The following is a 25,566-nucleotide window of genomic DNA, read 5'->3' as shown; positions in this document are numbered from 1 at the left end:
GGTTCGTGAGAATATGATTCTCACGAACCGAAAAGGAGCATCTCATGGGACAACTGTCGCATCGTGTCGACGTGCCGTTTCCGCTTTTCGATGCGGACAACCACCTGTACGAACCGCCGGAGGCGATGACCAAGTACCTCCCGAAGGAGTACAAGGACATCGTTCAGTACGTCGAGGTCAACGGTCGTACCAAGATCGCGCTCAAGGGCCAGATCAGTAACTACATCCCGAACCCCACCTTCTCGGTGGTCGCCAAGCCCGGCGCCTGGGAGGAGTACTTCAAGTACGGAAACCCCGACGGCAAGAGCAAGCGGGAACTGTTCGGTGAGCCGATGAAGGCCATTCCGGCCTTCTTCGAGCCCGAGCCCCGCATCAAGGTGATGGACGAACTCGGCGTCGACCGCAGCCTGATGTTCCCGACCTTGGCCAGCCTGATCGAGGAGCGGCTGTCCGACGATCCGGTCGCCATCCACGTCATCATCCACGCACTCAACGAGTGGCTGCACGAGGTCTGGGGCTTCAACCACAAGGGCCGCATCTTCACCACCCCGGTGATCACGCTGCCCATCGTCGAGAAGGCGATCGAGGAACTGGAATGGGCCGTCAAGCGCGGCGCCCGCGCCATCCTGATCCGTCCCGCCCCGGTGCCGGGCTTCCGCGGGCCGCGTTCCTTCGCGCTGCCGGAATTCGATCCCTTCTGGGAGCGGGTCGTGCACCACGACATCTTCGTCGGCATGCACTCATCGGACAGCGGCTACTCGCGCTACACCTCCGAATGGGACGGCGCCGCGCAAGAGATGCTGCCGTTCCAGACCAACGCCATGTCGATCCTCAACGAGTGGCGCCCCATCCAGGATGCGGTGGCGTCCTGGGTGATCCACGGTGCGCTGTTCCGCTTCCCGAAGCTGAAGGTCGGCATCGTCGAGGCCGGCTCGAAGTGGATGTTCCCGCTGCTGGATTCGATGGCCGAGGTGTACAAGAAGGCCCCCGAGGCCTTCTTGGGCAACCCGATGGAAGAGATCAAGAACCGCATCTACGTCAGCCCGTTCTACGAAGAGGGCATCGACGACCTGATCAACCTGATCGGTGTGGACCAGGTGCTCTACGGTTCGGACTGGCCGCACCCCGAGGGCCTGGCCGAGCCGACGCACTACATCACCGCGCTCGAGCATCTCGCCCTGGAAGACCAGGCGAAGATCATGGGCGGCAACCTCGGACGCCTCATCACCGCGTGAGCGACTGGCGGACCATCCCCGAGATGGTCCTGCGCGCTGCGGACCGGTTCGGTGACGCCGAGGCCGTCGTCGACGGTCCGCAGCGCCTGTCTTTCGTCGAACTCGTGGAACGCATCCGGCACGCGTCGGGTGCGTTCAACGAGTTCGGTATCGGCAAAGGGGATCGGGTGGCCCTGTGGGCGCCCAACTCCGTCGAGTGGATCGTCGCCGCGTTCGGCATCATGACCGCCGGCGGTGTCCTGGTGCCGGTCAACACCCGGTTCAAGGCCGACGAGGCCGCCGACGTGGTGGCCCGCAGCGGCGCCAAAGCCGTTCTGGTGCAACGAGGTTTCCTCGGCCAGGAGTTCGCGATTCCCGGTGTTCCGAGCATCGACCTGCGCTCGGATTTCCTGAGCAGCGGTACGCCCTTCGTGGGTGCGGTCGACGGGGACGACGTCTCCGATGTCATCTACACCTCGGGTACCACCGGCCGGCCCAAGGGCGCGATGATGTGCCATCGCCAGACGCTGCGGATGTACGAGGAATGGGCCACCCTGGCGGATCTGCGCCGCGGTGACCGCTACCTGATGATCAACCCCTACTTCCACACCTTCGGGCTCAAAGCCGGCCTCGTCGCCTCCTTTCTGCGCGGTGCGACCATGTTGCCCGTCGCCGTGTTCGACATCGACGCGGTGGTGGATCTCGTTGAACGCGAACGCATCACGATGTTGCCCGGGCCGCCCACGCTGTATCACTCGCTGTTGACCGTCGCCGACAAGTCCAAGTTGGCGACGCTGCGCGCGGGAGTGACCGGCGCGGCCGACATCCCCGTCGAACTCATAAGCCGCATTCGCGACGAGCTGCCGTTCCGGAGCCTGATGACCGGCTACGGCTTGACCGAGGCCGGCAATGTCACGTTGTCGCGGCCCGGCGATACGCCCGACGACGTCGCCACCACGGCCGGGGTGCCGTGCCAGGACGTCGACGTCCGAGTCGCCGAAGACGGCGAGGTGCTCGTGCGGGGCTACAGCGTCATGCGCGGTTACCTGGACGACCCGGCCGCCACGGCGGAGGCGATCGACGCCGACGGCTGGCTGCACACCGGTGACCTCGGTGAGTTCACCGCATCCGGCCGGCTCAAGATCGTCGGGCGCAAGAAGGACATGTTCATCGTCGGCGGGTTCAACGCCTATCCGGCCGAGATCGAGGGTGTCCTGATGCAGCATCCCGCCGTGGCTCAGGTCGCCGTCATCGGCGTGCCCGACGAGCGGATGGGCCAGGTGGGCAAGGCCTTCGTGGTGTGCCACCGCCGGGCGAGCGAAGCGACGGGGGATGAGGACCCGCTGGGTGCCGACGAGCTGATCGGCTGGAGCCGGGAACGGATGGCCGGATACAAGGTGCCGCGGTACGTCCACTTCGTGGATGCGCTGCCCACCAACGCCACCGGCAAGGTGATGAAGAACGAACTCGTCTGACCGCCGCGGTATCGTCGGATCGTGTCGTCGTTGTCCGCCGATCTGGTGCTCTCCGGTGGGGGAGTCAAGGGTGTCGGACTCGTCGGTGCCGTCGTCGCGCTGCTGGAGGCCGGGTACACCGTGCAGCGGGTATCCGGTACGTCGGCCGGATCGATCGTCGGCGCAATCGTGGCGGCGGGATCGGAACTCACCGCTGCCGAGGTCAAAGACCTTGCGCTGCAACTGGATTACCACAAGTTCCGCGATCCCGTCCCGGCGCAGCGGCTGCCGGTCATCGGCAGTTCGCTGGCGGTGCTGCTGGGCGACGGAATGTACCGCGGTGACTACGCCCACGACTGGGTGCAGAGTCAGCTGCGCAATCTCGGCGTCCGCACGTTCGGTGATCTCGCCATCGACGACGATGAGCTGGCGCCCGAACAGCGCTACAAACTCGTCGTCACCGTCGCCGATGTCACCACGGGTCAGTTGGTCCGGCTGCCGTGGGACTATCGGCGGGTTTACGGCCTGGACCCGGATGAACAGAGTGTGGCGGACGCCGTGCGCGCGTCGATGTCCATTCCGTTCTATTTCCGTCCGGTGACCTTGACCAGCGCCGCGGGTCTCACCTCGACCCTGCTGGACGGTGGTCTGCTGTCGAACTTCCCGGTCGATTCCCTGGACCGCACCGACGGGGTGGCGCCGCGCTGGCCCAGCTTCGGCATCACGCTGCTGCCCGATCTGCCGGACGGTATCGACCAGGTGCTGCCCGATTGGGGTCTGCTGCACCGGCTGGGGCCGCCGCGGCTGCTCGACGATGTCATCACCACGGTGTTGGTCGGGCGGGATCAGGCCTACCTCAATCAGCCGTGGGTGAGCGCCCGCACCATCCGGGTCGACTCGACCGAGGTCGGGTTTCTCGACTTCGACATCACCGATGCCCAAGTGCAGGCCCTGTACGCCAAGGGCTATCACGCCGCGCAGGCTTTCCTGGCCGGCTGGGACTGGGAGACCTACCTGCTCCGGTTCCGTCCGACCAGCCCGATAATCTGACCCGCGGTGAAGATCTCAGCGATAGTGCCGGTTTCCGCAGACCACCGTGCCGCGGTCCTGACACCGATAGCGGGCCGCCCGGCGTTGTCGCGCGTGGTGGATTCGTTGTCGACGGCCGACCTGCACAGCGTGGTGGTGACGGTCGCGCCGGCCCTGATGGCCGATGTCGAGCGTGCGCTGACAGGCACCGCGGCGACGGTACTGGCCGCACCGGACGGTGACGGCTTACCCGCCGCCGTGGAACACCTTCGAGCGGAGGCGGTTTCCCATGTCCTGGTGGCCGACCCGCGTCAGGTGCTGATCTCACCGCAGGTGATCGTACGGGTGCGGGCGGCGCTGGCCGGCGGCGCCGCCAAGGTGGTGCCGATCGTGCCGGTCACCGACACCGTCAAAACCGTTGACGCACAAGGACGTATCCTGGCCACCGTGGACCGGTCGGCGCTGCGGACCGCCCAGTACCCCTACGGTGCCGCCGTCGACGCACTGGCGGACGTGGACATCGTCACCGTCGAAGGTGATCCCGACGCGATCCTCGCGGACCTGCCGGCCGACACCGCGTTGATCGAGGCGCTCATCGCCTGCCGCTGAGCAGGTGGTCGGCCAGTGCGATGTCGTGGCGGAAGGTCACCTTCAGATTGGCGGACGCCCCGGGGAACACCCGCACGTCGACATCGGTGAAGTGCTGCACACACGACGAGGTGTCGGTGCCGTCGAATCCCTCCTCACCGGCCCGCCGGTAGGCGGCCAGCAGCGGCGCGGCCCGGAACGCCTGCGGTGTCTGCACCCGCACCAGGTGTTCGGTGAATCCGGCGAGGGTATCGGCCCGCAACGTGCCGTGGGCGTCCACCGCGGGCACCGCGCCGCCGAAGGTGCGCGCGGTGGTCAGTGCCGCCCGCATCAGATCCGGCGTGGCGAGGGGGCGGGCGGCATCGTGGATCAGCACCACGTCGACCTCGCCGGCATCGATATCGCCGGCGAGGTGGGCCAGCACATTGGACTCCGAGTCGTGGCGGGTGTCCCCGCCCTCCACGTATTCCACCGCGGTGTCCGGAAGGTCTTCGCGCACGGTGCTTTCGGCGATATCCCGTTCACCCTTGCGATGCACCAGGATGGTGCGGCCGATCTCGGGGGTGGCCGCGACGGCGTGCACCGACCACGCCACCATCGAACGGCCCGCCAGCCGGAGATACGCCTTGTTGCCGTCGGCGCCGACCCGCGATCCGATACCTGCGGCGAGCACGACGCCGACGGCGGACCCTAGGGTGTCGGGGGTGGGCATCCGCCCACGCTAGCGCGTCGGGTGGGGAAGGGGCGGTGTCATGAGTGCGTACACACATCGGGTCCGGGTGATGTCGGGGCGAGACCCGCATGAGCAGCACCGGGTCGCCACCCCGCTGGAACTCCTCTTCGACCTCACCTTCGTCGTCGGCTTCGGCACCGCCGCTTCGGAGTTCGCCCATGCGTTGACGAGCCGACACATCGGAGCGGGGTTGATCGCGTTCACATTCGCGATTTTCTCGATCTGCTGGGCCTGGATCAACTTCACCTGGTTCGCGTCGGCCTACGACACCGACGACTGGGTGTACCGGGTGACCACCATGGTGCAGATGGTCGGTGTGGTGATCCTGACGCTCGGGATTCCCCCCGTGTTCGCGTCCATCGAGCACGGTGGGCACGTCGACAACGCGGTGCTGGTCGCCGGCTATGTGGTGATGCGTGTCGGACTCGTGGCGCAGTGGTTACGGGCGGCGGCCGGTGATCCGGCGCGGCGGCGGGCCTGCCTCACCTACGCGATCTCGGTGAGCGTGGTGCAGATCGGCTGGATCGCCCAGATCTTCACGCACACCTCGCTGATGGTGACGCTGGTCTGGTGCGGTGTGCTGATCCTGTTGGAGATCTCGGTGCCGGTGCTGGCCGAGCGGCAGGTCGGCGGCACGCCCTGGCATGCGCATCACATCAGTGAGCGGTACGGGCTGATGGCCATCATCGCCCTGGGTGAGGGTGTGGTCGGGACGGTCGCCACCCTGTCGGCGGTGGTGCAGGAACAGGGCTGGACGACCGATGCCGTCCTGGTCGCGATCGCCGGCATCGGTCTGACCTTCGGCATGTGGTGGGTGTACTTCATCGTGCCGACCGCAGACCTGCTGCACGCCCATCGTGAGCAGTCGTTCTGGTTCGGCTATCTGCCCATCTTCTTGTTCGGATCGATTGTCGCCACCGGCGCCGGTTTGCACGTGGCCGCCTACTACCTGGAAGGGCATTCCGAGTTGGGATCGGTGGGCACGGTGCTCTCGGTGGTGATCCCGGTCGGTCTGTTCGTCTGCCTGGTGTTCCTGATCTATTCGCTGATGGTGCGGGGGACCGACTGGTTCCATCTCGTATTGCTCGCGCTCACCGCTGCGGTGCTGCTGGCTGCGGTCCTGCTGGCGTTGGCCGGGGTGTCGATGGCGCTGTGCTTGCTGGTCGCCACGGCCGCGCCGATGGTGACGGTGGTCGGGTACGAACTCGTCGGGCACCGGCACATGGCCGACGCGCTCGCCCGGCGACTGGTCGCCTAGCGCGCCCGGCGGTCGGCGGGGTGGACGGCCCCGATCTCGACGGTCTCCAGCAGTTCCCGCTCTTCCTCTTCGGCGAGCAGCTTTCGCGCTTTCTTGCGGGTCACCAGGATGCCGATGACCGCCAGTACCCAGACCGCGTACTGCAGTGTCCACGCCAGGTGGAATGAGTCGAACGAATAGCCGCCCGCGGCGTCGAGGATCCAGCCCATCGCCTGCATGAGGATCAGCGAGGCCAGGAAGCCACCCATGTTCACCATGCCCTGGGCGGTACCCAGGGTGGCGCTCGGGTTGAAGGTGCGGGCGAAGTCGAAGCCCACCATGGAGCCGGGCCCGCCGACCGAGATGATGACGATGAGCACGACCAGCAGCCACAGGGGCGCGGGTCCCGGCAGCGCCAGCACCACCGTCCAGATCGCCGCGTTGCTGCCGATGATGCCGAGCACCATCCATGAACGACGGTGCGGGTAACGACCGGTGAAGATGCCCAGCACGATGCCGGCGATGATGGCGGTGACCACGGAGATGGTCAGCAGCATGCCCGCCGCCGCCCGGGACTGGTGCTGAGCCACCATCACGTAGGGCACGCCCCACATCAGGGCGAAGATGGTCACGGAGAACTGCGTGCCCATGTGGGTGAAGAACCCCAGCCGGGTGCCGGGCCGCATCCATACCGTGCGCACGCTGGCCAGGGTGTCGCGCACGCCCATGGTCTCGGTGGCGGCCAGCCGGCCGTGCGGGGTGTTCTGCACGACCACCACGGCGAGCACCAGGACCAGTACCCCGAGCGCGGTCACCGACAGATACGCCGACGTCCATCCGGAGACGCCGAGCAGCGACAGGAACGGGATGGCCGAGAGCACCTGGCCGACCTGCCCGGAGATGCCGGTCAACTGGGTAAGCAGCGGGATCTGTCGGGCCGGGAACCAGTGCGGTACCAGGCGCAACACCGAGATGAAGGTGATGGCGTCGCCGAGACCCACGACCGCGCGGGCTGCCAACGCCAGCGGTAACGACTCCGTGAGCGCGATGGCGAGCTGCCCGGCGGCCATCAGTGCCGCGCCCGACACGATCAGGACCTTCGAGCCGAATCGATCGAGCAGCACACCGGCAGGTACCTGGGCGCCCGCGTAGACGATCACCTGCAGCACGACGAAGGTCGACAACACGCTGGGGCTGGCGTGGAAGCGGTCGGCGGCCTCCAGCCCGGAGACACCCAAGGTGGTCCGGTTGAGGACGGCGACGATATAGGCCAGTAGCCCGGTGGCCCAGACGATCCAGGGACGCACGGCGACAGCCTCTCTTCGGCGGTGACAGCCGGAATCGGGAAAGACGAGCTTTGTCCTGTCATATTCTCCCAAAATGATGGGACGAATCGCCAATCGATTTCCGGTGAATTTGCTCACCAGCAACGGGTGGTACGTGTCCGGAGTTGGCTGGAGCCGCCGGCGTCGGCGGGTTCGCGGGTAGGTCGAACCAGAATTCGCGCAGATGGAGACTGTGAACCCGGTATTCGAACCCTGTGATCGGTGGCCGTCGGGGAATTCGCTCAGCCTGCCGAACTGCGAGCTAGCATGGAAACATGGATGGTTGCAGACGCGGATCGGCTCTCGATCTTGCCTGACTACCGCGTGGGTGAGCTGGCCCGAGTTTCCGGGGTGACTGCCCGCAACATCCGTGCCTACCGCGAACGTGGGTTGCTGGACCCGCCACGCCGGGCCGGCAGGGCCGCGATCTACGACGATCACCATCTGGCCCAGTTGCGGGCCATCGACCAACTTCTGCGCCGCGGGTTCACCTCGGCGCATATCGCCGAGTTCTTCGACGCCGTGCGGCGGGGCAGCGATCTCATCGAGCTCCTGGGCCTGTGGCCGCAGGCATTCGTGATCGCGCTCGACGGTCCGGAGGCGGATGCGCTGCTGCAGGCAGGGCTGGTGCAGCGCACCGCCGACGGGCTGGCATGGACGAACCCGGCGATCGGGGGCATCGTCGCGCGGACCGACGACCAGCGCGGCTACGTCCGGTTCATCCTGCAACTGATCGAGGCGGTCGACGGCGACGTGCGGCGGCTGGTCGACGGGGTGTCGGCGACGGTGGGCGGGGTGAAGGGCGCGGTCGCCGAGCACCACGAGCTGGGCCGGCTGGTGGCGACTGACCGGTTGGACCGGGCGCTGGGCGAACCGCGCTGACCGTCACAGGCGCGTGTTCGCCGGATCACCGCCGAACCGTTGCGCCAGCCACACCGGCAGGATCGCCAGAGCGGTCAGCGCCGCGGCCACCACATTGATCACCGGCGCCTGGTTGGGCCGGAACAGATTGGCGAAGATCCAGATCGGCAGGGTCTGCACCGCCGGCCCTGCGGTGAACGTCGTGACCACGATCTCGTCGAAACTCAGCGCGAACGCGAGGATGGCGCCGGCCACCAGCGCACCGCGCATCATCGGCAGCGTGACGTAGCGGAACGTCTGCCATGATGAGGCCCCCAGGTCGGCCGAGGCGTCCTCGAAATGCGTACCGAGGCGCCGCAACCGGGCCTGCGCGTTGTTGAAGACGATCACGATGCAGAACGTGGCGTGCCCGATGATCACCGTCGTGATGCCGAGGGTGACGCCGAGTACCGAGGTGAAGCTCGCGTTGAGCGCGATGCCGGTGACGATGCCGGGCAGCGTGATCGGTAGCACGACAAGGAAACTCACCGCCTGCCTGCCGAAGAACCGGTACCGCTGTACGGCGAACGCGGCCATGGTGCCCAGCACCAGGGCGATCGCGGTGGCGGCGAGGCCGACCACCGCGGAGTTGGCCAGGGCCTGCCACATCCCGGCGCTGCTCGCGGCGTCGACCCACCAGCGCAGCGTGAACCCGGTCGGTGGGAAGGCGAAGCTGCGCGACGCATTGAACGCGTTGACGACGACCAGAAGCAGGGGTGCGTACAGGAACAGCAGCACCAGGGCGGTCCAGCACCGTAGTACCCACCGGGTCCGAACCGATCGCATCAGACGTTCTCCAAGGCGCCGGTGCGCCGCATCGCCAGCAGGTACGCCACGATGGCCACGAGCGGGATGAGCGACAGGGCGGCGGCCAGGGGCTGGTTGTTGGCGGTGACCAGCTGGCCGTAGATGAGGTTGCCCAGCATCTGGGTCTTGCCGCCGACGATCGTCACCGCGATGTAGTCACCCAGCGACAACGAGAAGGTGAAGATCGAACCCGCGGCGATACCGGGAAAGACCAACGGCGCCATCACCGTCCGCAGTGTCGTGGCATCGGAGGCGCCCAGGTCGGCGCTGGCGTCCAGCAGGGTGTCCGGTACTCGCTCGAAGGCCGCGAACACCGGAATCACCATGTACGGCAACCACAGATAGCTCAGCGTGATGACGGTGGCGGTCAGCCCGTAACCCGGTGTGCCGCCTGTCGCCCACGCCAGCGGGCCTTCCGGCGACAGCAGCACGCGCCAGGCATATGCCTTGACCAGATAGCTCGCCCACAGCGGTGTCGTCACCGCCACGACCAGCAGGAGGCGCACCCGGGGCGAGGCGAACTTCGCCATGAACAGCGCCAGCGGCACCGACAGCACGATGCAGATCACCGTCACCGCCACGGCGATGCCCAGGGTGCGCAGGGTGACCGCGCGGAACACCGCGTCGGTGAGCACCCGCACCAGGTTGTCGGTGGTGACCGTCCGGGTGACGGCTCCGGTGAAGCTGTCAGTGCTCCAGAACGCCGAAACGAGGAGAACGGCAAGTGATCCCAGATATGCGATGGTCAGCCAGGCCAGCGGTGGCACCAGCAGCAGTGCCAGCCGAGCGCGGCGTGCGATCACCCCTTGATCTGCTGCCATTTGTCGACCCACTGATCGTAGGTCGTGCAGTTGTCTCCGCTGCCGTCGACGCACTTGCGCTGCGGCGTCGTCCAATAGTGGATCTGCTCAGCGTATTTCGAGTCGGTGGCGTGGAAGACGTCGCAGAAGTCCTTCTGGCTGGTGTGCTCGCAGGCCTTGGTCTGCGCCGGTGCCTCACCGAAGTATTCGGCGACCTGGGCGTTGACCTCGGGGGAGGTGATCCAGTTCATCCACTTGTACATGCAGTTCGGGTGCGCCGCCTTGGCGGCCACCATCCAGGTATCCGACCAGCCGGTAGCGCCCTCCTTGGGCAGGATCGTGTTCACCTGCACCTTGTTGTCGCCGCCGATGGTGTTCGCGATGACCTGCCAGGTGGTGCCGATGACGGATGTGCCCGACTCGAAGGCCTGCACCTCTTTGGTGTAATCCGACCAGTACTCGCTGATGTTCTCCCGCTGCACCTTCAGCAGATCCGCTGCGGCATCCAGCTGTGCGGCGGTCAGCGCGTACGGATTCTTGATGCCCAGTTCGGGTTTCGCCTTCGACAGGTACAGCGCCGCATCGGCGATGTAGATCGGTGAGTCGTAAGCGGTGACCTTGCCCTTGTACTTGCCGGAATCGGTGAACACGGCGGCCCAGGAGTCGGGCGCGTCCTTGACGACGCCGATGTTGTACATCAACAGGTTTGCGCCCCAGCCGTGCGGGATGCCGTACATCTTGCCGTCCACCGAGTTCCACGGCTTGTCCTTGAGGAACGGGGAGATGGTCGCGTAATTGGGGACCAGGTCGGTGTTGACCGGCGCCACGTCGCCGCCGTAGATGAGGCGCAGTGAGGCGTCCCCCGAGGCGGAGACGCCGTCGTACTGACCGGTGCGCATCAACTGCAGCATCTCGTCGGAGGTGTTGCCCACCTTGACGTTCGTCTTACAGCCGGTCTCCTTCTCGAACGGGGTGACCCAGTCCACGGCCTTGTCGTTGGACCCGTTCTCGGCGTAGCCGGCCCAGGCGATGAGGTTGAGCTGGCCCTCGCCGTCGCCGAGCGAGGTCGGGGCCTCGAGTTTGGGCGGGGCCTGCCCGGACCCGCCGCCGTCGGAAGCGCTCGAACACGCGGCCAGTAGGGCCACAGTCGCGGCCAGGGCGAGCCCGGTGCGGATCGTGGTTCGTAACATGTGCGGCCTCCTCAGGAGTTCAGTGGGTGGACGGCGGAGTCCGGGAACGACAGGACGACGGGGGAGCCGTGAGCCAGGCCGGCCGGCAGTGAGGTGCGCGAGGTGAGCACCGTCGCGGTCACGGCGGTACCGGCCGCGGTGGAGGTCACCCTGGTCAGCGGACCGGCATAGATGACCTCGGCCACGGTGGCCTCGACGGTGCGGGTGCCCGGACCGGCGGCGCTCCCCGGGGGCAGCACCGCGATCTGTTCGGGACGCACGGCAAACGTACCGGTCCGGCCCACCAGCGTCTGGGCGGCGGCGCCGTCGACGACGTTGGAGGTGCCGACGAAATCGGCGACGAACCGGTTGGCCGGATTCTCGTACACCTCGCGTGCCGCCCCGACCTGTTCGATGCGTCCCGCGTTGATGACCGCGAGGCGGTCGCACAGGGTGAGTGCTTCGTCCTGATCGTGGGTGACGATGACGAACGTGATCCCGACATCGCGTTGGATGGCCTTCAACTCGACCTGCATCTGCTCGCGGAGTTTGAGATCGAGTGCCCCGAGCGGCTCGTCGAGCAACAACACCCGGGGCCTGCCGACGAGGGCGCGGGCCAGGGCGACGCGTTGACGCTGGCCGCCGGAGAGCTGTTCGGGGCGACGGTCGCCGTGCTCGGTCAGCCGCACCATGTCCAGGGCATCGGCGGCGCGACGGCGCCGCTCCGCCTTGGCGACCCCGCGCACCCTCATCCCGTACTCGACGTTCTGGCCCACCGTCATGTGGGGGAACAGGGCGTAGTCCTGAAACACGGTGTTGACTTCGCGCCGCTGCGGAGGCGCCGTCGTCACGTCGGTGCCGCCCAGCCGGATGGTGCCCGCGGTGGGTTGTTCGAATCCGGCGATCATCCGCAGCACGGTGGTCTTACCCGAGCCGGATGGGCCGAGGATGGCGAAGAGTTCGCCGTCGGCGACGCTGAGATCGGCGCCCTCGACCGCGATGACCTCGGCCTGACGGCCCGGAAAAACCTTTCTGACCCCGATGAGTTCGATGCGCGGATCGCCCTCCCTGTCGAGTCCGGGGCTGACGTCCGCGCTTCCAGCAAGTCCCGATGTCGATGCGGGCATGGTCGAGATCGTATGGATTCACCGGTCAAAGCGCAGCACAAGTGCGGATTTCGTCTCCTCGCAGGGGTAACGGCACGATATCCGCCGGTGCCTGTGAAACTTGATGCATATGCGACCAGTGGCGTTGATGAGGATTATGAGGCAGTTGTCATATTCTGATTCTCGTGTCACTTTCCCGCCGTGATCTGCTCAAATACGCGGCCGCGGCACCCGCACTTCTCGGGATGGGTGCCGCCGTCTCCGCGGCGCTGGCGTCACAGGCCGCGGCCGCACCCCTGGGCGTGCTGCTCGACTACGCGGCCGGCGTCATTCCGGCCGGCGATATCCGGGCCTCCGGAGCGATCGGCGCCATCCGGTACGTGTCCGACCGCCGGCCCGGCGGAGCCTGGATGCTGGGCAAGCCGATCCAATTGCCCGAAGCTCGAGACCTCTACAAGGCCGGCTTGAAGATCGTGTCGTGCTATCAGTACGGCAAAGCGGACACCGCCGACTGGCTGGGCGGACAGAGCGCCGGCGTCGCGCACGCGAAACGCGGTTGGCAGTTGCACACCGCAGCGGGTGGACCGGTCGGTGCCCCCGTCTACGCCTCGATCGACGACGATCCCAGCTACGACGAGTACAAGGCGCAGGTTGCTCCTTATCTGAAGGGGTGGGAGGCGGTCATCGGTCATCAGCGGACCGGCGTCTACGCCAACTCCAAGACCATCGAATGGGCCATCCAGGATGGCCTCGGCTCCTACTTCTGGCAGCACAATTGGGGTTCGCCGGGCGGAGTTGCGCACCCCGCAGCGCATCTGCACCAGGTGGAGATCGACAAGCGCGCGGTGGGTGGCGTCGGGGTGGACCTCAACGAGATCCTGAAGCCGTCGTTCGGGCAGTGGGACTAAAACCTTACTGATCAGTAATAAAGTCCAGCAAACGAATTTCGGAAATTTTCGGACTTTTATAGACACTTCGGGCGAAACTGTCGATCGAGTCGTGCCGCGCGGCGGGCGCCGAAATTCAACATAACGATTTGATAACAATGCTGCTTTGATCTGGGAAGTTATAGCTACTCGACCGTAACCACCCGCCAACAGGACGTTTGTCCCGCAGGACTTTGGTCGTCGTGTGAACCGGCGTTATACGAGCCGTGGTTACTCGAGCGTAGAACTCGCTAGTAACCATTTAGGGGCGGATGATCACATCAGCTCTTATGACACTCTTAGTACGGCTGGACTGCTCTGCTGGACCTGGCCCCGGGGGGTCGCACCACGGTGGGAACACCGAGGCGTGACCCCCGACCATGCCAGCAGGGCGCACCGGCCGAGAGCTCATGGAGATTCAGTGCCGAATCGCCGGGGCCTGCATGACGCAGGCCCGTCCGGGATCCGCTGCGAAGGCGCGGCGCACCGGCACCATCAGCCAGACGCGTGACGAGTCAGTACCGAGGGAGATGGCAAGACGTGACGATCAATGAATACGACAGAGTGGCAGCCAACGGCAAGAGCGACCTCGGACGAGCGTCGCTGTCGGGTGCGCATGCGCTCGTGGATCTGCTGAATGCCGGCGAGCCCTACGCGGTCGCGTTCGGTGGGCAGGGTGGCGGCTGGCTGGAAAGCCTCGAGGAACTCGTCAGCTCCGCCGGCATCGAGTCCGACCTGAGCGAACTGGTCACCGAAGCGGCCCTGCTGCTGGAGCCCGTCGCGCGCGAGCTCGTCGTCGTCCGCCCCATCGGCTTCGAGCCGCTGCAGTGGGTGCGCGCACTGGCCGCCGACGAGCCGCTGCCGGCCCCCAAACAACTGATCAGCACCGCCATCTCGGGTCCCGGCATCCTGCTGGCGCAGATCGCCGCGACGCGCGCCCTGCTGCGGCAGGGACTGGACCTGTACGGCTCGCCGCCGGTGGCGGTCGCCGGACACTCCCAGGGCATCGTGGCGGCCGAGGCGCTGAAGGCCAAGGGCACCCGCGACGCCGAGATGCTCGCCATCCTGCAGCTGATGGGCGCCGCCGGCTCCCTGATGTCCCGTCGGCGCGGCATGGTCGGCCGGGGTGACAAGTCGCCCATGGTGTCGGTGACCAACGCCGACCCCGAGCGCATCGCCGAACTTCTCGAGGAGTTCTCCCAGGACGTGCGCACGGTGCTGCCGCCGGTCCTGTCCATCCGCAACGGCCGCCGCTCGGTGGTCATCACCGGCACGCCCGAGCAGCTGTCCCGGTTCGAGCTGTACTGCTCCAAGATCACCGAGAAGGAAGAGGCCGAGCGCAAGAACAAGACGCGTGGCGGCGCCGTGTTCGCCCCGGTCTTCAACGGCATCCAGGTCGAGGTCGGCTTCCACACCCCGCGCCTGGCCGACGCCGTCGACCTGATCGACAGCTGGGCCGCCCGCATCCCCGGCATCGACGCCGAGCTCACCCACCACTTCGCCAAGGCCGTCTTCGTCGACCCCGTCGACTGGGTCGCCGAGGTCGAGCGGCTGCACGACGCGGGCGCCAAGTGGGTCATCGACCTGGGCCCCGGTGACACCGCCACCCGTGTGACGGCTCCGGTGATCCGTGGTCTGGGCGTCGGCATCGTGCCCGCCGCCACCCGTGCCGGACAGCGCAGCCTGTTCACCGTCGGTGCGGCACCCGACGTGCCGGCCCCGTGGAGCAGCTACGCCCCGTCGACGGTCACGCTGCCCGACGGCTCGGTCAAGCTGTCCACCAAGTTCACCCGCCTCACCGGACGCTCGCCCATCCTGTTGGCCGGGATGACCCCGACGACGGTGGACGCCAAGATCGTCGCCGCCGCGGCCAACGCCGGGCACTGGGCCGAGCTGGCCGGCGGTGGTCAGGTCACCGAAGAGATCTTCGAGGGCCGGATGCAGGAGCTGACCCAGCTTCTCGAACCCGGCCGCGCGATCCAGTTCAACTCGCTGTTCCTGGATCCCTACCTGTGGAAGCTGCAGCTGGGTGGCCGCCGCCTGGTGCAGCGCGCCCGCCAGGCCGGTGCACCGATCGACGGTGTCATCGTCACCGCCGGTATCCCCGAGCTGCCCGAGGCCGTCGACCTGATCGAGGAGCTCAACGGCATCGGCATCACCCACGTGGTGTTCAAACCCGGCACCGTCGACCAGATCAAGTCCGTCATCAAGATCGCGGCCGAGGTGCCCGGCAAGGACGTCATCGCCCATATCGAGGGCGGCCGCGCCGGTGGCCACCACTCGTGGGAGGACCTCGACGACCTGCTCCTGGCCACCTATGCGGATCTGCGCAAGCTGTCGAACATCACCATCTGTGTCGGCGGCGGTATCGGCACCCCCGAACGGGCCGCCGAGTACCTGTCCGGGCGGTGGTCGCAGGTCTACGGCTTCCCGCTGATGCCGGTCGACGGCATCCTGGTGGGCACCGCGGCCATGGCCACCCTGGAGGCGACCACCTCGCCTGCGGTCAAGCAGCTGCTGGTGGACACCAATGGCACCGACATCTGGGTCGGCGCCGGAAAAGCCCAGGGCGGCATGGCTTCCGGCCGTAGCCAGCTGGGCGCCGACATCCACGAGATCGACAACACCGCATCGCGTTGCGGCCGCCTGCTCGACGAGGTCGCCGGTGACGCCGACGCGGTCGCCGAGCGGCGCGACGAGATCATCGCCGCGATGGCCGACACCGCCAAGCCCTACTTCGGTGACCTGGCAGACCTGACCTACGTGCAGTGGCTGGACCGCTACGTCGAATTGGCCATCGGCAACGGTGATTCCACCGCCGACACCAAGCGCGAGGACTCGCCGTGGCTGGACATCACCTGGCGTGACCGCTACGAGAGCATGCTCAAGCGCGCCGAGGCCCGCCTGCACCCGCAGGACTCCGGTCCGATCGAGACACTGTTCGCCGATACGGCGCTGCTGGAGGACCCGGCCGCGGCCCGCGCCGCGCTGCTGTCGCGTTACCCGGACGCCGAGACCATCAAGCTGCATCCGGCCGACGTGCCGTTCTTCATCACGCTGTGCAAGACGCCGGGCAAGCCGGTCAACTTCGTGCCCGTCATCGACAAGGATGTGCGGCGCTGGTGGCGCAGCGACTCACTGTGGCAGGCCCACGACGCCCGCTACAGCGCCGACCAGGTGTGCATCATCCCGGGCACCCAGGCCGTCGCCGGGATCACCCGCGTGGACGAGCCGGTCGGTGAACTGCTCGACCGCTTCGAACAGGCCGCCGTCGACGAGGTCATCGCGACCGGCGCCGCGTCCGTGCCGGTGATGTCGCGCAGGCAGGCCCGTGCCGATGTGACGGGCCCGATCGCGGTGGTGCTGGATTCACCCGACGTGCTGTGGGCCGGCCGCACCGCCATCAACCCGGTGCACCGGATCGGCGCACCGAGCGAGTGGCAGGTCAACGAGAACCGTTCCGCGGTACACCCGTCCACCGGGTCGCGGATCGAGCTCACCGAGGACGGCGTCACGTTGAGCGTGCCGCTGAGCGACATCTGGATCGAGATCAAGCTGACGCTGCCGGCCGCCACCGTCAACGGTGGTATGCCGGTGGTCACCACCGAGGACGCCTCGACCGCGATGCGCGCGGTGCTGGCCATCGCCGCCGGTGTCGACGGGGTGGAATCGCTTCCGCCGGTTCACGACAACACGGCCACCGTGACGGTCGGCTGGGACCCCGAGGAGATCGCCGACCACACCGGTGTCACCGCGACCTTCGGTGCCCCGCTGGCGCCCGGCCTGACCCTGGTGCCCGACGCGCTGGTGGGCCGCTGCTGGCCGGCGGTGTTCTCGGTCATCGGGTCCGCCGTGACCGCCGACGACTTCCCGGTGGTCGAGGGTCTGCTCAGCCTCGTGCACCTGGACCACGCCGCGCATCTGCTGGCGCCGATGCCCAAGGGCAAGGCCGAATTGACCGTCACCGCAACGGCTGCCGCCGCCAGCGATACCGAATACGGCCGCGTCGTACCGGTGTCGGTGACGATCGCCGATGCCGAGGGCACGGTGCTGGCGACCCTGCAGGAGCGCTTCGCGATCCGCGGACGCAACGGCGCCGCCGAGCTGTCCGACCCGCTGCGGGCCGGCGGTGCGATCACCGACAACGCCACCGAGACCCCGCGTCGCCGTCGCCGCGATGCGACCGTCACCGCGCCCACCGACATGAGCGCGTTCGCCGTGGTCTCCGGTGACCACAACCCGATCCACACCGACCGGGCCGCCGCGCTGCTGGCCGGGCTGAAAGGCCCGATCGTGCACGGCATGTGGCTGTCGGCCGCCGCTCAGCACGTGGTCACCGCCACCGACGGGCGGGCCACCCCGCCGGCGCGTCTGGTGGGCTGGACCTCGCGCTTCCTGGGCATGGTGCTGCCCGGGGACGAGATCGACTTCCGGGTCGACCGGGTCGGCATCGACCGCGGTGCCGAGATCATCGAGGTCACCGCGAAGGTCGGCGGCGACCTGGTGATGTCGGCGACCGCCCAGTTGGCCGCGCCGAAGACGGTGTACGCGTTCCCCGGCCAGGGCATCCAGCACAAGGGCATGGGCATGGAGGTGCGGGCCCGGTCGAAGGCCGCCCGCAAGATCTGGGATACCGCGGACAAGTTCACCCGCGACACCCTGGGCTTCTCGGTTCTGCACGTGGTGCGCGACAACCCGACCAGCCTGATCGCCTCCGGCGTGCACTACCACCACCCCGAGGGCGTGCTGTACCTGACGCAGTTCACCCAGGTCGCCATGGCGACGGTGGCCGCGGCCCAGGTCGCCGAGATGCGCGAGCAGGGTGCGTTCGTCGAGGACGCCATCGCCTGTGGTCACTCCGTCGGCGAGTACACCGCGTTGGCCTGCGTGTCCGGCGTCTACCAGCTGGAGGCGCTGCTGGAGGTGGTGTTCCACCGCGGCAGCAAGATGCACGACATCGTGCCGCGTGACGAGAAGGGCCGGTCCAACTACCGGCTGGCGGCCATCCGCCCGTCGCAGATCGATCTCGACGATGACGACGTCACCGACTTCGTCGCTCAAATCGCGGCGAGTACCGGTGAGTTCTTACAGATCGTGAACTTCAACCTGCGCGGCTCGCAGTATGCGATCGCCGGTACGGTGCGCGGTCTTGAGGCGCTGGAGGAGGAGATCGAGCGGCGCCGCGAGATCAGCGGTGGCAAGCGGTCGTTCATCCTGGTGCCCGGTATCGACGTGCCGTTCCACTCCGAGGTGCTCCGGGTCGGTGTCGCCGACTTCCGCCGCGCGCTGGAGCGCGTCATGCCCGAGGGACAGGACCCGGCGCTGATCGTCGGTCGCTACATCCCGAACCTGGTGCCGCGGCCGTTCACGCTGGACCGCGACTTCATCCAGGAGATCCGCGACCTGGTGCCGGCCGAGCCGCTCGACGAGGTGCTCGCCGACTACGACACCTGGCGTAACGAGAAGCCGGAAGCGTTGTGCCGCAAGGTCGTCATCGAACTGCTGGCCTGGCAGTTCGCCAGCCCGGTGCGGTGGATCGAGACCCAGGACCTGCTCTTCATCGAGGAGGCCGCGGGCGGTCTCGGGGTGGAACGGTTCGTCGAGATCGGCGTGAAGACGGCGCCGACCGTCGCCGGTCTGGCCACCAACACGCTGAAGCTGCCGGAGTACTCGCACAACACCACCGAGGTGCTCAACGCCGAGCGCGACGCGGCGGTGCTGTTCGCCACGGACACCGACCCGGAGCCCGAGCCCGAGGTGGACGAAACCCCCTCGGCGGCAACGGAAGCCGCCCCGGCGGCGGCCGCTCCCGCGGCGGCACCGGCTCCGGCCGCTGCGCCGTCGGGCGGGCCTCGCCCCGATGACATCGCCTACGACGCCGCCGACGCGACGCTGTCGCTGATCGCGCTGTCGGCCAAGATGCGGGTCGAGCAGATCGAGCCGCTGGATTCCATCGAGTCGATCACCGACGGTGCGTCGTCGCGGCGCAACCAGCTGCTGGTGGACCTCGGATCCGAGCTGAACCTGGGTGCCATCGACGGTGCGGCGGAGGCCGACCTGTCGGGGCTGAAGGCTCAGGTGACCAAGCTGGCCCGCACGTACAAGCCGTTCGGTCCGGTGCTCTCGGACGCGATCAACGATCAGCTGCGCACGGTGTTCGGGCCGTCGGGCAAGCGCCCGGCCTACATCGCCGAACGGGTCACCAAGACATGGGAACTCGGCCCCGGCTGGGCCAAGCACGTCACCGCCGAGGTGGCGCTGGGCACCCGTGAGGGATCCAGCGTCCGCGGTGGCAGCATGGGCGGCCTGCACGAGGGTGCGCTGGCCGATGCCGCTTCGGTGGACAAGGTCATCGACGGCGCGGTCGCGGCCGTCGCTGCGCGCAAGGGCATCTCCGTGAGCCTGCCGTCCTCCGGTGCCGCCGGTGGCGGTGTCGTGGACTCGGCGGCGCTGACCGAATTCGCCGAGCAGGTCACCGGACCCAACGGTGTGCTGGCGTCGGCCGCCCGGCTGGTGCTCAGCGAGCTGGGTCTCAACGCGCCCGTCGCCAACGACATCGTCAGCGATTCCGAGCTGATCGACCTGGTCACCGCCGAGCTGGGTTCGGACTGGCCGCGTCTGGTGGCACCGGTCTTCGATGCACGCAAGGCCGTGGTCTTCGACGACCGGTGGGCCAGTGCCCGTGAGGATCTGGCCAAGCTGTGGCTGCTCGACGAGAGCGAGATCGACGCGGACTGGGAGCGGCTGTCGCAGCGCTTCGAAGGTGCCGGCAATGTCGTGGGGACGCAGGCCAATTGGTGGCAGGGCAAGGCCCTCGCCGCCGGCCGGACCATCCACGCAGCGCTGTACGGCCGCGCCGCCGCGGGTGCGGAGAACCCCGACAAGGGTGGCTACGCAAACGAGGTCGCGGTGGTGACGGGCGCCTCGAAGGGCTCGATCGCCGCCTCGGTGGCCGGGCAACTGCTGGAGGGTGGGGCGACGGTGATCGCCACCACGTCCAAGCTCGACGACGACCGGCTGGCGTTCTACCGCACGCTCTACCGCGACCATGCCCGCTTCGGCGCGACCCTGTGGGTCGTCCCGGCCAACATGGCGTCCTACAGCGATATCGATGCACTCGTCGAGTGGGTCGGTAGCGAGCAGACCGAGAACCTCGGGCCCAAGGCGATCCACCTCAAGGACGCCCAGAACCCGACGCTGCTGTTCCCGTTCGCCGCTCCGCGGGTGGCCGGGGACCTGTCCGAGGCCGGTGCGCGCTCGGAGATGGAGATGAAGGTGCTGCTGTGGGCCGTGCAGCGGCTCATCGCCGGGCTGTCGCATCTGGGCTCCGAGCGCGATATCGCGTCGAGGTTGCATGTCGTGCTGCCGGGCTCGCCCAACCGCGGCATGTTCGGCGGCGACGGAGCGTACGGCGAATCCAAGTCCGCACTCGATGCCGTCGTGGCCCGCTGGAAGGCGGAATCATCGTGGGCCCAGCGTGTTTCGCTGGCGCACGCGCTGATCGGCTGGACCAAGGGCACCGGTCTGATGGGGCATAACGACGCGATCGTCGGCGCCGTCGAGGAAGCCGGGGTGACCACCTACACGACCGAAGAGATGGCGTCGATGTTGTTGGCGCTGTGCACCATCGAGTCGAAGGTGGCCGCCGCACGCGAGCCGATCAAGGTTGACCTGACCGGCGGCCTGGGTGATGTCGAACTCGACATGGCCGAGCTGGCCGCCAAGGCACGCGAGGAGATGCTGGCGGAGTCCGCTTCCGACGACGACGGTGCCGACGATGACGGTGCCGGCACCATCGCGGCGCTGCCGTCCCCGCCCCGCGGCTACCAGGCCGCCCCGCCGCCGGCGTGGGACGACCTCGACGTCGACCCTGCCGATCTGGTGGTCATCGTCGGTGGTGCCGAGCTCGGGCCGTACGGCTCGTCGCGGACCCGCTTCGAGATGGAGGTGTCCGGGCAGCTGTCCGCCGCCGGTGTGCTGGAGCTGGCCTGGACCACCGGGCTGGTCAAGTGGGAGGACGACCCCAAGCCGGGTTGGTACGACACCGCCAGCGGTGACCTGGTCGACGAGGGCGAACTCGTCGAGCGCTACCACGACGTCGTGGTGGAGCGGGTCGGCATCCGCGAGTGGGTGGACGACGGTGCGATCGACCCGGATCACGCGGCGCCGCTGCTGGTTTCGGTGTTCCTGGACAAGGACTTCACCTTCGTGGTGTCGTCGGAGGCCGATGCCCGGGCGTTCGTGCAGTTCGACCCCGAGCACACCGTCATCTCGCCGGTGCCCGACAGTGCCGACTGGCAGGTCACCCGTAAGGCCGGCACCGAGATCCGGGTGCCCCGCAAGGTGAAGCTGTCCCGCACGGTCGGCGCGCAGATCCCGACCGGATTCGATCCGCAGGTCTACGGCGTCACGCCGGATATGGCCAGCTCGATCGACCGGGTGGCGCTGTGGAACCTGGTGACCACGGTGGACGCGTTCCTGTCGGCGGGCTTCAGCCCGGCCGAGCTGATGCGCTGGGTGCACCCCAGCCTGGTGGCCAGCACGCAGGGCACCGGTATGGGCGGCATGACGTCGATGCAGACCATGTATCACGGCAACCTGCTGGGCAAGAACAAGCCGAACGACATCCTGCAGGAGGTGCTGCCGAACGTCTTCGCCGGCCATGTGGTGCAGAGCTACATCGGCAGCTACGGCTCGATGATTCACCCGGTCGCCGCCTGCGCGACGGCCGCGGTGTCGGTCGAGGAGGGCGTCGACAAGATCAAGCTCGGCAAGGCCGAATTCGTGGTCGCCGGCGGTTACGACGACCTGACGCTGGAGGCCATCATCGGCTTCGGTGACATGGCGGCCACCGCGGACACCGAGATGATGCGCGCCAAGGGCATCAGCGACTCGAAGTTCTCCCGCGCCAATGACCGTCGTCGTCTCGGCTTCGTCGAATCACAGGGTGGCGGAACGATTCTGCTGACCCGTGGTGATCTCGCGGTGCAGATGGGTTTGCCGGTGCTGGCCGTCGTCGCCTACGCGTCGTCGTTCGGTGACGGTGTGCACACCTCGATCCCGGCTCCCGGGCTCGGCGCCCTCGGCGCCGGCCGTGGTGGCCGCGAATCCCGGTTGGCCCGCTCGCTGGCCAAGCTCGGGGTGGGCCCCGACGACATCGCGGTGGTGTCCAAGCACGACACCTCCACGCTGGCGAACGATCCCAACGAGACCGAACTGCATGAGCGGCTGGCGGTTTCGATGGGTCGCTCGAAGGGTGCTCCGCTGTTCGTGGTCAGTCAGAAGAGCCTGACCGGGCACGCCAAGGGCGGTGCGGCGGCCTTCCAGATGATGGGCCTGTGCCAGATCCTGCGCGACGGGGTCATTCCGCCGAACCGCAGCCTGGACTGTGTCGACGACGAACTGTCGCACGCGCAGCACTTCGTCTGGGTTCGTGAGGCATTGCACCTGGGCGAGAAGTTCCCGCTCAAGGCGGGTCTGGTGACCAGCCTCGGGTTCGGGCACGTGTCGGGTCTGGTGGCGCTGGTGCATCCGCAGGCACTGATCGCGGCACTGCCGGCCGATCAGCGGGCGGACTATCAGGCACGGGCCAACGCCCGGGTGCTGACCGGCCAGCGCACGCTGGCGTCGGCGATCGCCGGTGGGCCGTCGCTGTACGAGAAGCCGGCCGACCGCAGGTTCGGGCATGACACCCCGGAGAAGCCTCAGGAAGCCGCGATGCTGCTGGATCCGGCGGCTCGCCTCGGCGCGGATGACCACTACTGAAAATGAGCGAACGTGAGTCGGATAGCGTGCCGGGTATGGGCATCGTAGGGGTAGGCATCGACCTGGTATCGATTCCGGATTTCGCCGCACAGGTGGATCAGCCGGGCACTGTGTTCGCCGAGACCTTCACACCGGGTGAACGGCGCGACGCCGCGGACAAGAGTTCGTCGGCGGCGCGTCACCTCGCGGCGCGGTGGGCTGCCAAAGAAGCCGTGATCAAGGCCTGGTCGGGGTCACGGTTCTCCAAGCGGCCGATGCTGCCGGAGGGCATCCACCGCGATATCGAGGTGATCACCGATATGTGGGGGCGCCCGAAGGTCCGGTTGACCGGGGCGATCGCCGAGCACCTCAAGGATGTGACGATCCACCTGTCACTGACCCACGAGGCCGATACCGCCGCCGCGGTCGCGGTCCTGGAGGCCTGATCGGCGCGAGCGTGCGTGTCGGTACACGACACGCCGCTCGCGGTCGGCGTTCTGGGGCGTTCAGTCCTTGCGGCCGGTGACGGCGAGGCTGACCCCCAGGCCGACCATCGCCATTCCACCGACACCGCCGATGGCGGCGATCCGGCGTGGGGATTGCGCGAACCAGTCCCGGGCCAGCCCGGCGATCAGCGCCCAGACGCTGTCGGAGATCACCGCGATGGCCAGGAACACCACCCCCAGCACGAGCATCTGGGTCGTCACGTGTCCGGCCGCAGGGTCCACCACCTGCGGCAGCGCGGCGACGAAGAACACGATCGTCTTGGGGTTGGTCATCCCGATGACGAAACCGTCGGCCAGCACCCGGCTCGGGCGTAGCGCCGACGCGCCGCCGGCGAGCATGTCACCGAGGGCGTGCCGATGCCGGATGGCTTGGACGCCAAGGTAGATCAGGTAGGCCACGCCGACGAACTTGATGATGCTGAATGCCAGCGATGAAGCGTAGATGAGCGCACCGGCGCCCACGGCCACGGCGAGGATCTGGACGTAGGCGCCCACCGCGTTACCCGCGACCGTCAACAACGCCTGGCGCCGACCGACCGTCAACGCCCGGCCGACCGTGAACAGCACGCTGGGCCCTGGCACCACGATCACCAGAAATGAGATCAACCCGAACGCCAGCAAATGACCCATCGACGGCATGCGGTGACGATACGCCGGGTGATGCGAGGGCGCACTACGCTTGACGCCATGACCGATCTAGTCGAACGCGTCCGCGAGCTTCTGCCGTCGGTGCGGCGTGACCTCGAAGAGTTGGTGCGCATCGAATCGGTGTGGGCCGACCCGGCGCGGCGCGGCGAGGTGGCGCGCAGTGCGGAGCTGACGGCAAAGCTGTTGTCGGAAGCCGGTTTCGGAGACGTCCGGATTGTCGCCGAGGGTGGGGCCCCTGCGGTCATCGCCCGTCATCCCGCGCCCGAAGGTGCGCCCACCGTGCTGCTGTACGCGCATCACGATGTGCAGCCGGAGGGAAACCCGGACCAGTGGGCTTCGGCGCCGTTCGAACCCACCGAGCGCGGCGGGCGGCTCTACGGCCGCGGCACTGCCGATGACAAGGCCGGGATCGCAACCCATTTGGCCGCGTTCCGGGCGCATGACGGCAAGCCCCCGGTCGGGGTGACGGTGTTCGTCGAGGGTGAAGAGGAGTCCGGCTCGCCGTCGCTGGGAGCCCTGTTGGCCGCTCACCGCGACCTGCTGGCCGCCGATGTCATCGTGATCGCCGACTCGGACAACTGGAGCACCGAGATCCCGGCGCTCACCGTGTCGCTGCGTGGCCTGGCGGACTGCGTGATGGAGGTGGCCACCCTGGACCACGGCCTGCACTCCGGGCTGTGGGGCGGTGTGGTGCCCGACGCCCTCTCGGTGCTGGTGCGGCTGCTGGCCAGTCTGCACGATGACGAGGGCAATGTGGCCGTCGCCGGTCTGCATGAGGCCAGTGCCGCCGATGTCGCGTTTCCCGACGAGCGGGTGCGGGCGGATTCCGGGCTGCTCGAGGGGGTGGGGCAGATCGGCTCCGGATCTGTGGTGCAACGACTTTGGGCCAAGCCCGCCATCACGGTCATCGGTATCGACACCACCCCGATCGAGAAGGCATCCAACACCCTGATCCCGCGGGCGCGAGCCAAGGTGAGCCTGCGGGTGGCCCCCGGCGGTGACGCCGCGGCCCACCTGGAGGCGCTGACCCGCCATCTGTTGGCCCACGCGCCGTGGGGTGCCCAGGTCACCGTGACACCGGGCGATGTCGGCCAGCCCTATGCGATCGAGGCCACCGGCCCGGTGTACGACGCCGCCCGCGCGGCCTTCCACACGGCGTGGGGCCGTGAGCCCGTGGACATGGGCATGGGGGGATCCATCCCGTTCATCGCGGAGTTCGCCAAAGCGTTCCCCGACGCCGAGATTCTGGTGACCGGTGTGGAGGACCCGGGTACCCAGGCGCACAGCGTCAACGAGAGCCTGCACCTCGGAGTGCTGGAACGCGCGGCGACGGCCGAGGCGCTGCTGCTGGGTTCGCTGGGTCAGCGCTGACGCGTCGTT

17 protein-coding genes are annotated in these 25,566 nt (G+C 67.8%); 10 read left to right on the top strand and 7 right to left on the bottom strand.

The window, feature by feature from the left end:
* Positions 1–44: 44 nt before the first annotated feature.
* Genes H7J86_RS23090 through H7J86_RS23075 form a run of 4 tightly spaced genes read left to right on the top strand, consistent with a single transcriptional unit; the run spans position 45 to position 4,306 of the window.
* On the top strand, positions 45–1,235 hold the full coding sequence (locus H7J86_RS23090) for an amidohydrolase family protein (protein ID WP_090353145.1): 1,191 nt from the start codon (positions 45–47) through the stop codon (positions 1,233–1,235).
* Positions 1,232–2,689, top strand: coding sequence for a FadD3 family acyl-CoA ligase (locus H7J86_RS23085; protein WP_267293678.1), 1,458 nt, complete (start codon positions 1,232–1,234; stop codon positions 2,687–2,689). The genes H7J86_RS23090 and H7J86_RS23085 overlap by 4 nt, the downstream gene beginning before the upstream one ends.
* Before the next feature lie 21 nt (positions 2,690–2,710).
* Entirely contained in the window at positions 2,711–3,718 is a 1,008-nt protein-coding gene (locus H7J86_RS23080; RefSeq protein WP_090353148.1) for a patatin-like phospholipase family protein, read from the top strand.
* A 24-nt stretch (positions 3,719–3,742) separates the two neighbouring features.
* The gene (locus tag H7J86_RS23075) at positions 3,743–4,306 is read left to right on the top strand and encodes a 2-C-methyl-D-erythritol 4-phosphate cytidylyltransferase (RefSeq protein WP_267293676.1); all 564 of its coding nucleotides are present in this window, start codon (positions 3,743–3,745) and stop codon (positions 4,304–4,306) included.
* On the opposite strand, the gene H7J86_RS23070 is transcribed toward H7J86_RS23075, so the two are convergent.
* A complete protein-coding gene (locus H7J86_RS23070; protein WP_267293674.1) occupies positions 4,290–4,997 on the bottom strand; it encodes an IspD/TarI family cytidylyltransferase in 708 nt (235 codons plus the stop codon). The genes H7J86_RS23075 and H7J86_RS23070 overlap by 17 nt on opposite strands.
* A 40-nt stretch (positions 4,998–5,037) precedes the next feature.
* Between H7J86_RS23070 and H7J86_RS23065 the strand changes: the two genes are divergently transcribed.
* Positions 5,038–6,276, top strand: coding sequence for a low temperature requirement protein A (locus H7J86_RS23065; RefSeq protein ID WP_235632634.1), 1,239 nt, complete (start codon positions 5,038–5,040; stop codon positions 6,274–6,276).
* Here H7J86_RS23065 and H7J86_RS23060 read toward each other — a convergent pair.
* Positions 6,273–7,562: an MFS transporter gene (locus tag H7J86_RS23060; protein WP_090353152.1), complete on the bottom strand. Its 1,290-nt coding sequence runs from the start codon at positions 7,560–7,562 to the stop codon at positions 6,273–6,275. The genes H7J86_RS23065 and H7J86_RS23060 overlap by 4 nt on opposite strands.
* 297 nt (positions 7,563–7,859) lie before the next feature.
* On the opposite strand from H7J86_RS23060, the gene H7J86_RS23055 reads away from it, so the two are divergent.
* Entirely contained in the window at positions 7,860–8,462 is a 603-nt protein-coding gene (locus H7J86_RS23055) for a MerR family transcriptional regulator (protein ID WP_090353154.1), read from the top strand.
* A gap of 3 nt (positions 8,463–8,465) precedes the next feature.
* Here the strand turns inward: H7J86_RS23055 and H7J86_RS23050 are convergent, their stop codons facing one another.
* Genes H7J86_RS23050 through H7J86_RS23035 form a run of 4 tightly spaced genes read right to left on the bottom strand, consistent with a single transcriptional unit; the run spans position 8,466 to position 12,383 of the window.
* Positions 8,466–9,266, bottom strand: a complete 801-nt coding sequence (locus tag H7J86_RS23050; protein ID WP_187096371.1) for an ABC transporter permease — start codon at positions 9,264–9,266, stop codon at positions 8,466–8,468.
* Positions 9,266–10,108: an ABC transporter permease gene (locus tag H7J86_RS23045; protein ID WP_090353157.1), complete on the bottom strand. Its 843-nt coding sequence runs from the start codon at positions 10,106–10,108 to the stop codon at positions 9,266–9,268. Before H7J86_RS23045 ends, H7J86_RS23050 begins: the two co-directional genes overlap by 1 nt.
* Positions 10,087–11,277, bottom strand: a complete 1,191-nt coding sequence (locus H7J86_RS23040; protein ID WP_267293672.1) for an ABC transporter substrate-binding protein — start codon at positions 11,275–11,277, stop codon at positions 10,087–10,089. Before H7J86_RS23040 ends, H7J86_RS23045 begins: the two co-directional genes overlap by 22 nt.
* A gap of 11 nt (positions 11,278–11,288) precedes the next feature.
* On the bottom strand, positions 11,289–12,383 hold the full coding sequence (locus tag H7J86_RS23035; RefSeq protein WP_267293670.1) for an ABC transporter ATP-binding protein: 1,095 nt from the start codon (positions 12,381–12,383) through the stop codon (positions 11,289–11,291).
* Between the two features lie 164 nt (positions 12,384–12,547).
* On the opposite strand from H7J86_RS23035, the gene H7J86_RS23030 reads away from it, so the two are divergent.
* The 3 genes from H7J86_RS23030 (at position 12,548) to acpS (ending at position 23,478) form a co-directional block, all read left to right on the top strand.
* Entirely contained in the window at positions 12,548–13,270 is a 723-nt protein-coding gene (locus tag H7J86_RS23030) for a DUF1906 domain-containing protein (RefSeq protein ID WP_187096369.1), read from the top strand.
* 558 nt (positions 13,271–13,828) lie between these two features.
* On the top strand, positions 13,829–23,053 hold the full coding sequence (locus tag H7J86_RS23025; protein WP_267293668.1) for a type I polyketide synthase: 9,225 nt from the start codon (positions 13,829–13,831) through the stop codon (positions 23,051–23,053).
* A 35-nt stretch (positions 23,054–23,088) separates the two neighbouring features.
* Positions 23,089–23,478, top strand: coding sequence for a holo-ACP synthase AcpS (gene acpS, locus H7J86_RS23020; RefSeq protein ID WP_090353927.1), 390 nt, complete (start codon positions 23,089–23,091; stop codon positions 23,476–23,478).
* Positions 23,479–23,538: 60 nt separating this feature from the next.
* Here acpS and H7J86_RS23015 read toward each other — a convergent pair whose 3' ends face one another.
* Positions 23,539–24,177: a LysE family translocator gene (locus H7J86_RS23015; protein WP_267293667.1), complete on the bottom strand. Its 639-nt coding sequence runs from the start codon at positions 24,175–24,177 to the stop codon at positions 23,539–23,541.
* Positions 24,178–24,225: 48 nt separating this feature from the next.
* Between H7J86_RS23015 and H7J86_RS23010 the strand changes: the two genes are divergently transcribed.
* Positions 24,226–25,557, top strand: a complete 1,332-nt coding sequence (locus tag H7J86_RS23010) for a dipeptidase (protein WP_372517318.1) — start codon at positions 24,226–24,228, stop codon at positions 25,555–25,557.
* Positions 25,558–25,566 lie beyond the last annotated feature (9 nt).

The organism is Mycobacterium hackensackense (genome assembly GCF_025822555.1).
In the GTDB taxonomy this organism is placed as follows: Bacteria; Actinomycetota; Actinomycetes; order Mycobacteriales; family Mycobacteriaceae; genus Mycobacterium; species Mycobacterium fluoranthenivorans.
Note: the sequence above shows the minus strand (reverse complement) of the source record. Positions and strands in the feature narration are given on the sequence as shown.

What these genes read in the sequence shown, in the direction of transcription:
- H7J86_RS23090 (WP_090353145.1), top strand. Translation starts at nt 45, where the DNA reads ATGGGACAACTGTCGCATCGTGTCGACGTGCCGTTTCCGCTTTTCGAT.
- H7J86_RS23070 (WP_267293674.1), bottom strand. Translation starts at nt 4,997, where the DNA reads ATGCCCACCCCCGACACCCTAGGGTCCGCCGTCGGCGTCGTGCTCGCC.
- H7J86_RS23065 (WP_235632634.1), top strand. Translation starts at nt 5,038, where the DNA reads ATGAGTGCGTACACACATCGGGTCCGGGTGATGTCGGGGCGAGACCCG.
- H7J86_RS23055 (WP_090353154.1), top strand. Translation starts at nt 7,860, where the DNA reads ATGGTTGCAGACGCGGATCGGCTCTCGATCTTGCCTGACTACCGCGTG.
- H7J86_RS23050 (WP_187096371.1), bottom strand. Translation starts at nt 9,266, where the DNA reads ATGCGATCGGTTCGGACCCGGTGGGTACTACGGTGCTGGACCGCCCTG.
- H7J86_RS23045 (WP_090353157.1), bottom strand. Translation starts at nt 10,108, where the DNA reads ATGGCAGCAGATCAAGGGGTGATCGCACGCCGCGCTCGGCTGGCACTG.
- H7J86_RS23040 (WP_267293672.1), bottom strand. Translation starts at nt 11,277, where the DNA reads ATGTTACGAACCACGATCCGCACCGGGCTCGCCCTGGCCGCGACTGTG.
- H7J86_RS23035 (WP_267293670.1), bottom strand. Translation starts at nt 12,383, where the DNA reads ATGCCCGCATCGACATCGGGACTTGCTGGAAGCGCGGACGTCAGCCCC.
- acpS (WP_090353927.1), top strand. Translation starts at nt 23,089, where the DNA reads ATGGGCATCGTAGGGGTAGGCATCGACCTGGTATCGATTCCGGATTTC.
- H7J86_RS23015 (WP_267293667.1), bottom strand. Translation starts at nt 24,177, where the DNA reads ATGCCGTCGATGGGTCATTTGCTGGCGTTCGGGTTGATCTCATTTCTG.
- H7J86_RS23010 (WP_372517318.1), top strand. Translation starts at nt 24,226, where the DNA reads ATGACCGATCTAGTCGAACGCGTCCGCGAGCTTCTGCCGTCGGTGCGG.